Below are 14,405 nucleotides of genomic sequence, written 5' to 3' on the forward strand. Positions count from 1 at the left end.
ATGAGCGAATCAACAAACACGACCAAAACCGTAACTCTGGATGAACTATCTGTCTTAATGAGTTTTCATTACGCAAAAGAGGCTTGGGATAAAGAAGACACAGCTCAAGTCAGCATTGATTTTGATAACGAATACAAAGACTTTTTAGTCACTACAAGCGAGACAAACGTACGCCCTGGCCGTTTCTCGAAACTACAGGCAGAAATCACTGCCTGGGCTGATAGTCAAATTAAAGCTTTGTATTATCAAAATAAAGTTGTCAATGCATTTGTACTGACATTTGATGATGATGTTTTGAGTATTGATCTGGGGTTTGAGTCAGACGTGGGAGCTGAAGACACAGTAGTATGAGAGAGTTAACCCCCGAACAAAACAAAGCAATCACTCAGCTTGAGCAAGACGTACTGCTTGAGCTGTTTGATGTTGACTTCACCAAGTTTGGCGGCGACGTCTATCACTTTTGTAACCAGACAAATGAGCTTGGTCAGCCCATTGTCTGGAAAGGCGTGACTTATTTGCCGTACCCCATTACCGCTGATGGCTTTGAGCTTAAAAACACAGGTGCTAGCAATCGCCCAAATATTACCTTATCCAATCTATACGGCTTAGTTACCGCAGTCGTTGAGGACTATCAAGGCGGCGTAGGTGCAGTGGTTACAAGACGCCAAGTCTATGCCCAACATTTAGATGCCATCAACTTTGCTAATGGCAATCCCAATGCTGATCCTAATCAGCAACTGGTATCACGCTATGTGATTGAACGTTATTCAGCGTTAAACAATCAAACAGCAACTTTTGAGTTGGCAGTGCCGAGTGAGACAGATGGCGCTATGTTGCCACGCCGTATCATTGTCGCTAACACTTGCGGTTGGACGTATCGTGGTGCTGGCTGTGGTTATACCGGTCATGCGGTTGCCGATGAGTACGACCAACCTACAGACGACCCTGATAAAGACAAATGTAGTAAATGCTTGCAAGGTTGCCGTGCAAGGTTTGGCCGTAAAGCTGTCTTGCCGTTTGGTGGCTTTGTAGGAGTCGATAAGTTATGACGTTAAAGCAGCAAATCATCACCCACGCCAAGCAGCAATACCCAAACGAGTGTTGTGGCTTGATTGTCGATGGCACTTACGCCCCGTGTACCAACGTAGCCGATAAGCCCACCGAGACATTTAGAATCAGTCATGACCAGTGGCAACCTGCTGATATAGTGGTTCATTCGCACCCGCAAGGCCAGCGTTATTTGAGCGGTGCAGACCGCCAAACACAGCACAAAATGCGTTGTGATTGGTGGATAGCTGTAAACAATAATGACGACTGGGAGATTATCAAATACCGCTACACCCCATTGTTACGGGGCCGTACTTTTGAGTATGGCAAGCACGATTGTTACTCAATCGTTGAAGATGCTTACATGCTATGCGGTATTAAGATAATGGACTATCAGCGTAAGGGTGAAGCTATCGAGATAGCGGACAACGCCTTTTTGGTCAACTTCCCCAAGACTGGCTTTTATCAAGTTGAACTATCAGATATGCAGTCTGGCGACGTCATCTTAACGTCAATCCGTGGCAACGCTAACCATGCAAGTATCTATCTGGGTGATGAGCAAGTGCTACACCATCCATACGGCGGGCTGTCAAGGCGTGAGGGCTTTTGTGACGTCTGGCATAAGGCAATGCACTCAGTATGGCGGCATAAAGATTGGCAACCAGACATGATGACCGCCATTTTTAATGATTTAGAGGCAACAAGATAATGGCAATCGTAAGACTATACGGTGATTTACAGGATTTTGGCACCCGCTTTGACTTGCATGTCAAAACAGCGGGTGAAGCCATGCGGGCGTTATTTACTCAATTAGATGGACTGCAAAAGCGTATTAGCGAGGGCGGTTACTTTGTGCGTGTCGCTCGCAAAGACGTCACAGATAAGACCATCGACACAGATTTTAGTCGTGATTTAACAGATAACGATGTAATCCATGTGGTACCAGAGATTGCAGGCGCTGGTAAGTTTGGCCAGATTATCTTAGGTACGGCTATGATTGGTGCGGCCTTCTTCACAGGCGGCGCATCGATTGCCGCATGGGGTGCATTATCAACGGGTTTGCTCACGGCTGGTGTGGGACTGGTATTGGGCGGTGTCGCTCAGATGCTAACTAAGCAGCCCGGATTTGGCGATACCAGTAACACAGACAAATCACGCTCATCATCGTTCAGTAGCCTTGGCAACAATACAGCACAAGGCTCATGCGTACCAGTCGCATACGGTGAGATTATGATTGGCAGTAAAGTTATCTCACAATCGATTGAGAGCTACAAAGTGAGCGGTGATGTGGTCGTAAAAGATGCAGCAGAGCTGGTGCAAACTCGTGATTATCATGTGCCAGCAGCATTTGATAACTATAACTTAGATACAGATGATGACAGCGTGAGAGCAGTTAATTATACAGTGAGGGTAGATTAATGGGTGGCGGCGGCGGAAAAGGTGGCGGCGGTGGACATACGCCGATTGAATATCCAAATACACTAGAATCAGCACAACGACTAAAAATTATTGATTTGCTATGTGAAGGCGTTGCTGGTCAAGATGTGACGTTTAAAAATATCTATCTTGATAATACGCCAATCCAGAATGTGGACGGATCATACAACTTTACGGGCATACGTGTGTCTGCCCTGCCTGGTACGCACAACCAAGACTATCTAGCAGGCTTTGATAGCACAGACAAGATCGTATCTGTCGGCGCCGAAGTAAAAGCGTCTAAACCCATTACCCGTACTATCACTGATCCGCTTGTTGATAGCGTGCGAGTAACATTGGCACTTGGCTCACTGGTTGAGATGAAAGATAACGGTGATCGTGTTGGTAGCTCTGTATCACTAACAGTCAGATGCGGTAATAGAGACTATCCAGTTACCATCTCTGGTAAAACCACGTCTGCCTATCACCAAGATGTTGTTTTAACTGACTTGCCAGACGCACCGTTTAATATTAGTGTGCGCCGCAATACACCAGACAGCACAAGCGACAGCACAAGTAACGCTACGCATTGGGTCAGCTATGTTGAGTCGATAGATGCTAAATTTAACTACCCAAACTCTGTGGTAGTCGGACTTGAGATTGACTCTGCACAGTTTGGTAACAAAATCCCGACTCGTACTTATTTAAACAAATGGACACAGATTAAAGTACCTGATAATTACGACCCTGTTAAACGTACGTATGACGGCATCTGGCTGGGTGAGTTTAAAACAGCATGGTCTAACAACCCAGCATGGGTATTTTATGACTTGGTGACTGATAAGCGCTATGGCCTGGGTGATAGATTGGGCGACTTTGGCTGTGACAAATGGTCACTATATCAAATCGCTAAATACTGTGATCAGATTGTACCAGACGGCTTTGGCGGCGAAGAGCCACGCTTTACCTGTAATGCGTATCTTAGCGAGCCAAGAGACGCTAAGGCTTTGCTTGATGATTTGGCAAGCGTATTCCGTGGCATTGCTGTGTGGGATGGTCAAATGGTGACGGCATTGCAAGATGCGAAAAAAGACCCCGTCGCAACCTATACCAATAGCAATGTAGTAGATGGTGCATTTGCATACTCTGGTGCTGCTCAAAAGACTATCTTTACTGCTGTGCATGTCAAATACAATGACAAAGCTGACAACTACGCAACCAAGACAGAGTATGTAGCAAATGACGAGGCTATCAAGCGCTATGGTCTCAATGTAAAGCAAGTCACTGCATTTGGTTGTACAAGCCGTGGTCAAGCTGCTCGTGTCGGTAAATGGTTGATTGAAACCTCTATCCGTGAGCAACAAATGGTTAGCTTTAAAGTGGGCCGTGAGGGTATCCGTCATTTGCCGTTTGACATCATAGAGATTGCAGACAACGACTACGCTGGCGATATGATCGCTGGGCGTGTGTTATCAGTTGCAGGCAATACAATTACTGCTGACCGTGCTATGGGCGATATTAAAAATATCCGTTACTATGCTAATGGTCAAAGCAAAACTGTGTCTGTGCAATCAGTAAATGGCACCAAAATTACTCTAACAGATACGCCCGTTGGTATCGAGCAATTGGGTGTATTTAGCGCCACTAAAACAGACGTTAAACCAAGATTGTTCCGTGCTTTAAGCATCAAAGAAGACGGTGACACGTATACAATTAGTGCTGTTCAACATGACGAAAATAAAGAAGCGGTAGTTGATCAAGGCGTAACTTTTGAGCAAGATGATACAGCGACCAAGCACACACCACAAGTCAGCTACGGCCGTGTCTCTAAAGACGGGGATGAGCTACTAATTGCGTGGGAAGGTACTAACACTACAGAGTATCTGATCAAAGTCTATAAAGACGGAGAGCTATACCGCAGCTACAGCCAAGACAGCGCCGAAATCAAGCTTAAAGGCCTGCCAAACGGCGAATACAAAGCTGAAATCCGTGGCAAATCTGCCAACGGCCAACTGACAGAGCCAGTCATCAAAGAGTGGTCTATTGACTATGATATCAAAGGACTAAAAGCCACACCTGAGCTATTTGCTATCAAATTAGACTGGACTAATCCAACAACGGTTATCAATAAGGCTAAGATTGAGATATACCGTAGCTTAAGCAATAACAGAGCTACTGCAACTAAAGTTGCTACTTTGTCTTACCCCACCGATACCTTTACTCAAAACGGCGTTAAGCTGTCAGAGACTCACTATTTTTGGTTAAGACTGATTGATGATCAGGGCAACACAGGTAATTGGGTAGCTATGAGTGGTCAATGCAGTGATGATGCGTCGCAAATCGTCGCCAGCATCAATGGTAAAATCACCCAAACCGAGCTGTCAAAAACACTGATTGACAGCTTACAGTCTGATATTGATACCGCTAAGACCCAAGCTGTCAGCAGTGCCAATGCTGACGCTGCTAGTAAAGTAGCTGCGGAAGCCCAAGCACGTGCTCAAGCCCTTCAAGCAGAAGCTCAAGCACGTGCTCAAGCGCTCCAAGCTGAGGTAACAGCACGACAACAAGCACTGGCAGCACAAGATAAAAAACAAACAGATGCTTTGACTGCTAAAGCTCAAGAGCTTAGTACGCAAATCAGTGAGGTTGAAGAGGTTAATGATGCTCAAGCTAAACAGTTAACAACGTTGACTGCTAAAAAAGATGAGCTGGTAGCTGGACTCGAAGAAGAGCGCACAGCAAGGATAGAAGGCGATCAAGCTGAAGCAAGTGCCCGTCAAACGCTTGTTAGTAAAGTAAACAACGCTGAAAGCAGCATCACTAATTTACAGTCTATAAAGGCATCTAAGACTGAAGTAGCCAGTCTCGCACGTACTGGGCTACAAAGTGAGTGGCAAAGTGCAGCAAACACAGCTAAGCAGCAAGCAATAGATGCTGCAAAGGCTGATGCTGAGGCTAAAGCTAATGCGGCTAAATCAGCAGCCCAAGAGTATGCAAATGCTCAGGTTAATGCTAAAAGCGTATCTGATAAAGCTTATGCAGACGGTCTTATCAGTGCTGAAGAACGGCGTGCTATTGATGATGCCAATGCTAAATTAGCGGCTGCCAAAGCTGATGCAAAAGCCAAGGCAGATGCGGCTGAGTCTGCTGCCAAAGCTCATGCAAATGCTCAGGTTGATGCTATTGAAATTGGCGGACGGAACCACTTTCAATATAAATACTTATCAGACGACAGTAACTGGGAGGGTGGCTCATATAAAACACCAAAACAGCCAATTAAACTAGAACCAAATACCGAATACACTATACATATTAAAAAGGTTGACTTAACAGCTGGATGGGGTGTTTTACTGCTCTATACAGGTGAAAAAGACAATAAAGTCGGTATAGATGGCTCTGTTTATAATAATGGTGGCAACAGTAAAATTTATCACAATGTAGAAAAAACATTCACAGTTGATGAAACTGGGAACTTGTGGCTTTCTGTATATGGTCCAAACATAACAACCTATGTAGAGGAAGCTCAAATATTTAGAGGTACTAAATTACTTGACTGGACACCAGCCCCTGAAGACGTGGCTGAGGAGATCAACAACACAAAAGCCAGTCTTGATGAGTTTAAGCAAACCCAAGCGAGTAAAGACCAAGCGCAGACCATTGCTACCAATCAAGCTTTGTCTCGTATTGGTGATGCAGAGAGCAGTATCACTAACTTACAAAGTACCAAAGCTAGTAAGACTGAAGTAGCCAGTCTCGCACGTACTGGGCTACAAAGTGAGTGGCAAAGTGCAGCAAACACAGCTAAGCAGCAAGCAATAGATGCTGCAAAGGCTGATGCTGAGGCTAAAGCTAATGCGGCTAAATCAGCAGCCCAAGAGTATGCAAATGCTCAGGTTAATGCTAAAAGCGTATCTGATAAAGCTTATGCAGACGGTCTTATCAGTGCTGAAGAACGGCGTGCTATTGATGATGCCAATGCTAAATTAGCGGCTGCCAAAGCTGATGCAAAAGCCAAGGCAGATGCGGCTGAGTCTGCTGCCAAAGCTCATGCAAATGCTCAGGTTGATGCTATTGAAATTGGCGGACGGAACCACTTTCAATATAAATACTTATCAGACGACAGTAACTGGGAGGGTGGCTCATATAAAACACCAAAACAGCCAATTAAACTAGAACCAAATACCGAATACACTATACATATTAAAAAGGTTGACTTAACAGCTGGATGGGGTGTTTTACTGCTCTATACAGGTGAAAAAGACAATAAAGTCGGTATAGGTGGCTCTGTTTATAATAATGGTGGCAACAGTAAAATTTATCACAATGTAGAAAAAACATTCACAGTTGATGAAACTGGGAACTTGTGGCTTTCTGTATATGGTCCAAACATAACAACCTATGTAGAGGAAGCTCAAATATTTAGAGGTACTAAATTACTTGACTGGACACCAGCCCCTGAAGACGTGGCTGAGGAGATCAACAACACAAAAGCCAGTCTTGATGAGTTTAAGCAAACCCAAGCGAGTAAAGACCAAGCGCAGACCATTGCTACCAATCAAGCTTTGTCTCGTATTGGTGATGCAGAGAGCAGTATCACTAACTTACAAAGTACCAAAGCTAGTAAGACTGAAGTAGCCAGTCTCGCACGTACTGGGCTACAAAGTGAGTGGCAAAGTGCAGCAAACACAGCTAAGCAGCAAGCAATAGATGCTGCAAAGGCTGATGCTGAGGCTAAAGCTAATGCGGCTAAATCAGCAGCCCAAGAGTATGCAAATGCTCAGGTTAATGCTAAAAGCGTATCTGATAAAGCTTATGCAGACGGTCTTATCAGTGCTGAAGAACGGCGTGCTATTGATGATGCCAATGCTAAATTAGCGGCTGCCAAAGCTGATGCAAAAGCCAAGGCAGATGCGGCTGAGTCTGCTGCCAAAGCTCATGCAAATGCTCAGGTTGATGCTATTGAAATTGGCGGACGGAACCACTTTCAATATAAATACTTATCAGACGACAGTAACTGGGAGGGTGGCTCATATAAAACACCAAAACAGCCAATTAAACTAGAACCAAATACCGAATACACTATACATATTAAAAAGGTTGACTTAACAGCTGGATGGGGTGTTTTACTGCTCTATACAGGTGAAAAAGACAATAAAGTCGGTATAGATGGCTCTGTTTATAATAATGATGGCAACAGTAAAATTTATCACAATGTAGAAAAAACATTCACAGTTGATGAAACTGGGAACTTGTGGCTTTCTGTATATGGTCCAAACATAACAACCTATGTAGAGGAAGCTCAAATATTTAGAGGTACTAAATTACTTGACTGGACACCAGCCCCTGAAGACGTGGCTGAGGAGATCAACAACACAAAAGCCAGTCTTGATGAGTTTAAGCAAACCCAAGCGAGTAAAGACCAAGCGCAGACCATTGCTACCAATCAAGCTTTGTCTCGTATTGGTGATGCAGAGAGCAGTATCACTAACTTACAAAGTACCAAAGCTAGTAAGACTGAAGTAGCCAGTCTCGCACGTACTGGGCTACAAAGTGAGTGGCAAAGTGCAGCAAACACAGCTAAGCAGCAAGCAATAGATGCTGCAAAGGCTGATGCTGAGGCTAAAGCTAATGCGGCTAAATCAGCAGCCCAAGAGTATGCAAATGCTCAGGTTAATGCTAAAAGCGTATCTGATAAAGCTTATGCAGACGGTCTTATCAGTGCTGAAGAACGGCGTGCTATTGATGATGCCAATGCTAAATTAGCGGCTGCCAAAGCTGATGCAAAAGCCAAGGCAGATGCGGCTGAGTCTGCTGCCAAAGCTCATGCAAATGCTCAGGTTGATGCTATTGAAATTGGCGGACGGAACCACTTTCAATATAAATACTTATCAGACGACAGTAACTGGGAGGGTGGCTCATATAAAACACCAAAACAGCCAATTAAACTAGAACCAAATACCGAATACACTATACATATTAAAAAGGTTGACTTAACAGCTGGATGGGGTGTTTTACTGCTCTATACAGGTGAAAAAGACAATAAAGTCGGTATAGGTGGCTCTGTTTATAATAATGGTGGCAACAGTAAAATTTATCACAATGTAGAAAAAACATTCACAGTTGATGAAACTGGGAACTTGTGGCTTTCTGTATATGGTCCAAACATAACAACCTATGTAGAGGAAGCTCAAATATTTAGAGGTACTAAATTACTTGACTGGACACCAGCCCCTGAAGACGTGGCTGAGGAGATCAACAACACAAAAGCCAGTCTTGATGAGTTTAAGCAAACCCAAGCGAGTAAAGACCAAGCGCAGACCATTGCTACCAATCAAGCTTTGTCTCGTATTGGTGATGCAGAGAGCAGTATCACTAACTTACAAAGTACCAAAGCTAGTAAGACTGAAGTAGCCAGTCTCGCACGTACTGGGCTACAAAGTGAGTGGCAAAGTGCAGCAAACACAGCTAAGCAGCAAGCAATAGATGCTGCAAAGGCTGATGCTGAGGCTAAAGCTAATGCGGCTAAATCAGCAGCCCAAGAGTATGCAAATGCTCAGGTTAATGCTAAAAGCGTATCTGATAAAGCTTATGCAGACGGTCTTATCAGTGCTGAAGAACGGCGTGCTATTGATGATGCCAATGCTAAATTAGCGGCTGCCAAAGCTGATGCAAAAGCCAAGGCAGATGCGGCTGAGTCTGCTGCCAAAGCTCATGCAAATGCTCAGGTTGATGCTATTGAAATTGGCGGACGGAACCACTTTCAATATAAATACTTATCAGACGACAGTAACTGGGAGGGTGGCTCATATAAAACACCAAAACAGCCAATTAAACTAGAACCAAATACCGAATACACTATACATATTAAAAAGGTTGACTTAACAGCTGGATGGGGTGTTTTACTGCTCTATACAGGTGAAAAAGACAATAAAGTCGGTATAGATGGCTCTGTTTATAATAATGATGGCAACAGTAAAATTTATCACAATGTAGAAAAAACATTCACAGTTGATGAAACTGGGAACTTGTGGCTTTCTGTATATGGTCCAAACATAACAACCTATGTAGAGGAAGCTCAAATATTTAGAGGTACTAAATTACTTGACTGGACACCAGCCCCTGAAGACGTGGCTGAGGAGATCAACAACACAAAAGCCAGTCTTGATGAGTTCAAGCAAACTCAAGCGAGCAAAGATCAAGCGCAGACTGTTGCTACCAATCAAGCTTTGTCTCGTATCGGAACTGCCGAAGGTAAGATCACAACGCTGCAAAATACGTCAGTAACAAAAGACAAAGCACAGTCAACTCACACCATCAAAACTCAAGCAATAGCTGGAGGCAAGCGAGCTATTGCGGGCATCGCAGTGGGAGCAATGGCAAGCGAGCAAACAGCAGAGTCTCAAGTCATCGTTATGGCTGACAAATTCGGTGTTGTTAGAGATGCTGGTGATGGTGTCGTCAAGCCCATGTTTAGTCTAGTCAATAATCAGGCAGTATTTAATGGCGACCTGATTGCTGACGGCACAATTCTGGGTAAGCATATCAAAGCCAATCAAACGATATCAGCACCGATAATCAATGGTGGTGAGTTGAATATCAATAACCGCTTCATCGTTGATAGGTACGGTAATCTAACTGCACTTAGCGGTCGGTTTGAGGGCACTGTATTAGCCGACAAAATTAGCGGTACTATTGATATTGAGTCGATGAAGCGGTCGGCATGGACGCCTAGTTACCTTGTTAAAATGTCGAATTACTACGCGACTAACGGGTACCTTTTATACAACCCTGATGAACCGATGAAAGATAAAACGTTACGTTTACCGTCCTTCGGAGGGTTTACGTTCATAGCTCCGGAATATGGCGGCGGTGGGCAGGTGCAAACCGTAGAATTCAGCATAGCGGTTAGGGCTGGAAAGAAAACGAATGTCAGTCAATATCTGGTAAATTTAAATGACATTTTATATGTAAAAGTCTTTAGCCCTGGCGGGGTTTACGAGAAGAAGTACACGCAAGGGCAGTCCGAAATCAATTTTGAACTACAAGAAGGCTACAATACGGTTGTGTTCGTTCTTGCAAACAGCGGAGGGTCGACTGCAATGACGGTACTAGGCGACTTTATCGACAATGTAAACGTAAAATTTGCATAACCACACCACCTTCGGGTGGTTTTTTTATATTTAGAATAAGGGGGCGATATGCTCAAAAAGATTTTAACTCAAGGCATACGTCTTAAAAAACGTATGCTGTGGGTAATTGCAGCATTGTTAGTACTGATGTCAACAGCATTGGCTCAAGTAGTAGCAGCGCCAGCACATGCTATAGCAATCAACAGCTAATGGGCGGGCGAACCTCAAGGCGAACGAGGTACAGAGTTTATATCTGAGCTGGGCGAAATCACAATTAATATGAAAAATTCGAGCGGCAGTATTTTAGTAAATGGATACGCTGAAAATTTTAATTTAGTAATATATGCAAAAGAAGGTCGTACGTATTATTTCACTGTGCGAATAATACGCAGGATAGAAGGTCTTGAAGATGAAATTGTCAGAGAAACGACAATGGGCGGTATGGCGCCATTTACTGGAAACTCAACGGTATCGTGGTCTCAATATTTTATGGCGCTTGCTCCTTATTTAGATGTCAATCCACCTGTCGGCAAAAGTGTAACATATGTATTCCAGGCGGCATCATCAACATCAAGCTATGTGCATCATCAACATAGTGTTACGGGCCTAACATTGACAGCAACGGGAGTAAAACGATGATTATTAAGATATACGTCTACAATCCTAACAATCTTGCGTTTTTATACGAAGATAAAGGCGATGCTGATACATTGATTGCAGATGTAGAAAACAAGCGGCTGGGATTTACGTTACAGCCGCCGCCAGATTACCGCAACCAATGGCAGTGGGATGGATTGAGGTGGATTAAAACTGATAGCCCTCTATAGGAGTGATTTTAAATAACACAGAGTAATAAAAAACCAGTTAAAATGGGAACGTTTAAAGACCGTTTTAACTGGTTTTTTTGTTCCTATTTTAACTGGTTGCAATTCTCATTTTACGCGACCGGCTACAATCACCCGCAGTAAACAAAAAAAACTGATCAAAACCGCACGCTATTTTTTGCGTCATCATCCTGAATATGCCGATTTTGAGTGCCGCTTTGATGTGGTGGGGTTTACTGAGCGAACAGGCCGATCCGGCCAAGGGGAGCCGCTACAGTCAGAGTGGCTACAAGGGGCATTTTTGGCGCCTGCTTGGTAAAATAGCCAACAGAGGCTACGCTTTTGTTACCAAATGTTCAATGCAGCGTAAGTTATTAGCGGTAAACTAGCAGCTAAACTTTTTAAAAGCGCACCCCTAACCGTACCGCTTAAAATCGCAAAATTAAAAGTCAATGTTATGAAGCACTAAGCTATAAATAAGGACATTATAAAATGGTAAGTTCTTGGCTATTCGGCAATAAGATAATCCAGCGCACCACTGTGGCTGTGGCACTAAGTGCAGGCCTACTTTCTGGCTGCGCCAGTATACAATCTTTTAATTCATCTGATGATTCGTTTGGGGTGGCGGTGACCGACCGCACTTTAGCTCAGCGTATTTTGGATAAAAGTATTGAAAATACCGCAAAAATTAATATTAGCCGTATTGATCCCACTTTGTATCAGCGCAGCCGCATCAGTGTCGACAGCTTTTATAGCACGGTGCTGGTGACCGGCGAGGTGCCAGATGAGCAGACTAAGCAGCAGGTAGAGACGATTGTGTCCTCCATGCCAGATGTAAAACAGTTTTATAACAAGCTGACTGTGGGGAACCAAAAAGGCACCAGTTATACGGTGCATGATGCTTATATTAGCTCCAAGGTAAATGCCAAGATATTGGCCAATAATGCCCTAAGCAGCAGCCAAGTTAAGGTGGTTACTGATGATGGCATTGTCTATATTTTAGGTAAATTGACCCCAGCGCAGCGCAGTCACTTAATTAATATCATCAATAGCACGGTAGGTATTAAAGAGTTGGTTCTGCTCAATCAGTTGATTGATGATAATGGGGCCGTAATTGACGAAAGCAGCATCACACAAGAGACGGGGCTTGAGCCACCTGCACCGGTCTATACAGAGCAGCCACCTGCTCAGGCTGCCCCCGTAGATACCCAAAACTATGCGCCGCCGGCTCAAGTTGCACCTGAGTATCAAGCACCAGAGACTGCGCCTGCTGCACCGACAGCTGAGGCGTCGACCACTCAAAACTCGCAGGTGTATCCGAGTCCTTATATTGAGATGTACAAGCAAGATGTGAGTGGTTGGTAGAGCATACTAATCGAGCCGTAGGCAGATTATCTTTTGAGCCACACCATATCTTCTAATCAACAATCTAAGTAGAGTCTATGCTAAATTATAAAAAACTCAGCTATTCACTGGCTGGCGGAGCGGTTATTTGGATGTCGATACAGACGGCAAATGCTGCCTCTGTACTCGGCCTGTTAAATGCTGTGACCCCTAATGGCGGTGTAAGCGTCATTAAAGATTTGGCTTATGGCAGCGAACCTGAGCAGGATTTGGATGTGTATTACCCCAAAGCTTTGACCCAAGCGATACGCAACAATGACACGCCTGCTGCCAATTACCCGTTGGTGGTGTTCGTGCATGGTGGCTCTTGGGAGAGTGGCAATAAAGAGCAGTACAGATTTGTTGGAGAAAGCTTAGCTCAGGCCGGTTATGTCACTGCGGTCATCAATTATCGCAAAGCACCTGAGCATATTTATCCAGATTTTGTGCAAGATACGGCCAAGGCCATTGCTTGGTCGCATCAAAATGCGGCTAAGTTTTTTGCCGATGCCAATAAAATGGCTGTCATTGGTCATTCTGCTGGCGCTTTTAATGTAGTGGCGGCTGTGTCTAATGCCGATTTTTTAGCAGCTTATGGTTTACAGCCAAGCGACATAAAGGCTGTGGTGGGTATGGCCGGTCCTTATAGCTATGACTTTAGAAAGTTCTCATCGCGCATTGTATTCCCTGCCGAGGCCACGCCAGATGAGGTGATGCCTGATCGGTTGATTAAAGCGGGCAGCAGTGGCAAGCAGCCACCTTATCTATTAATGACAGCACAAAATGATAAAGTGGTACACATTAGCAATACTCAGAACATGACCCAAGCGCTACAAAACGCAGGTGCAAAAGTGACAGTAGAGCAGATTGATGGGGCCAGTCATGCAACCAGTATTGGGGCCATGGCCACCACCTTAACCTGGGTTAATCCGGTACGTCGGCAGCTACTTGATTATTTACATGACACCTTATAGCGGGCACGCTTAATGAACAGTAAAGCGGCCACTTCTACTAAAAGGCAGGCAAATAAATGGCAGACAACAGGGCTTAAAAAACTCAGGCAGGACATATGAGGATATCGAATGTTATACCTTGATAAACGACCTAGCCTCAGCCATCTGCCAACATCTATTAGGTAAATAACCGCAACCCTTGCTATAATCAAAAACTTATAGCAGGCTTTAGGTTATTTGCCTATTTAGCGACAGCGAACACATTTTAGCGACAGCGAACACATTCACCCAATAAAATTATAGGTAGTTTTCATGAGCATGAACGCGGACGATTTAATCGCATTTTTACAGCCCCATTTCCCAGAAGCTTTTATTCAAGCGGCAAATCAAGGCAATAAATTTGATGTGCGTGTTGTGGATGCAAGCTTTGAAGGCAAACGTTTGGTACAACGCCAGCAAGCAATTTATGGCTTGGTCAATGACATTATCGCCAGCGGTGAGATTCATGCGTTAAATATCCAAGCCTTGACCCCCCAAGAGTGGGAAGCCAAACAAGCAGGTCAATAGGGGCTGATGACGAGCTGATACCATCACTCTTATATTAGCGGTATTTAACTGAGCGCTTGACCTTATCTTTAGTCATAGTATTTTTG

The 14,405-nt window shown here is 44.2% G+C and carries 12 protein-coding genes; all 12 read left to right on the forward strand.

Translation table 11 applies throughout. The features are described 5' to 3' along the window. The 12 genes from MN210_RS02820 (at position 1) to MN210_RS02875 (ending at position 14,319) form a co-directional block, all read left to right on the forward strand. The gene (locus tag MN210_RS02820; RefSeq protein WP_241879145.1) at positions 1-351 is read left to right on the forward strand and encodes a hypothetical protein; all 351 of its coding nucleotides are present in this window, start codon (positions 1-3) and stop codon (positions 349-351) included. After that, complete coding sequence (locus MN210_RS02825) at positions 348-1,049, forward strand: phage minor tail protein L (protein ID WP_338412511.1); 702 nt, start codon at positions 348-350, stop codon at positions 1,047-1,049. Before MN210_RS02820 ends, MN210_RS02825 begins: the two co-directional genes overlap by 4 nt. Continuing rightward, a complete protein-coding gene (locus MN210_RS02830; protein WP_241879146.1) occupies positions 1,046-1,756 on the forward strand; it encodes a C40 family peptidase in 711 nt (236 codons plus the stop codon). The genes MN210_RS02825 and MN210_RS02830 overlap by 4 nt, the downstream gene beginning before the upstream one ends. Next, positions 1,756-2,466, forward strand: coding sequence for a tail assembly protein (locus MN210_RS02835; RefSeq protein ID WP_241879147.1), 711 nt, complete (start codon positions 1,756-1,758; stop codon positions 2,464-2,466). Before MN210_RS02830 ends, MN210_RS02835 begins: the two co-directional genes overlap by 1 nt. Then, positions 2,466-10,613 carry a TipJ family phage tail tip protein gene (gene gpJ / locus MN210_RS02840; protein WP_241879148.1) on the forward strand — a complete coding sequence of 2,716 codons (8,148 nt, stop codon included), beginning with the start codon at positions 2,466-2,468 and terminating at the stop codon, positions 10,611-10,613. The genes MN210_RS02835 and gpJ overlap by 1 nt, the downstream gene beginning before the upstream one ends. A 48-nt stretch (positions 10,614-10,661) precedes the next feature. Further along, the gene (locus tag MN210_RS02845; RefSeq protein WP_241879149.1) at positions 10,662-10,802 is read left to right on the forward strand and encodes a hypothetical protein; all 141 of its coding nucleotides are present in this window, start codon (positions 10,662-10,664) and stop codon (positions 10,800-10,802) included. 69 nt (positions 10,803-10,871) lie between these two features. Then, positions 10,872-11,231, forward strand: coding sequence for a hypothetical protein (locus MN210_RS02850; protein WP_241879150.1), 360 nt, complete (start codon positions 10,872-10,874; stop codon positions 11,229-11,231). Next, entirely contained in the window at positions 11,228-11,419 is a 192-nt protein-coding gene (locus tag MN210_RS02855) for a hypothetical protein (protein WP_241879151.1), read from the forward strand. The genes MN210_RS02850 and MN210_RS02855 overlap by 4 nt, the downstream gene beginning before the upstream one ends. Positions 11,420-11,573: 154 nt before the next feature. Beyond that, positions 11,574-11,735 carry a PDDEXK family nuclease gene (locus tag MN210_RS02860; protein ID WP_338412815.1) on the forward strand — a complete coding sequence of 54 codons (162 nt, stop codon included), beginning with the start codon at positions 11,574-11,576 and terminating at the stop codon, positions 11,733-11,735. A gap of 173 nt (positions 11,736-11,908) precedes the next feature. Beyond that, a complete protein-coding gene (locus MN210_RS02865) occupies positions 11,909-12,781 on the forward strand; it encodes a BON domain-containing protein (RefSeq protein WP_110816133.1) in 873 nt (290 codons plus the stop codon). Positions 12,782-12,858: 77 nt separating this feature from the next. Continuing rightward, positions 12,859-13,773, forward strand: coding sequence for an alpha/beta hydrolase (locus MN210_RS02870; RefSeq protein ID WP_338412512.1), 915 nt, complete (start codon positions 12,859-12,861; stop codon positions 13,771-13,773). A 291-nt stretch (positions 13,774-14,064) separates the two neighbouring features. Next, positions 14,065-14,319: a BolA family protein gene (locus MN210_RS02875; RefSeq protein ID WP_011959782.1), complete on the forward strand. Its 255-nt coding sequence runs from the start codon at positions 14,065-14,067 to the stop codon at positions 14,317-14,319. The last annotated feature ends 86 nt before the right edge of the window (positions 14,320-14,405 follow it).

The sequence above is a fragment of the Psychrobacter raelei genome (assembly GCF_022631235.3).
Taxonomy (GTDB): domain Bacteria; phylum Pseudomonadota; class Gammaproteobacteria; order Pseudomonadales; family Moraxellaceae; genus Psychrobacter; species Psychrobacter raelei.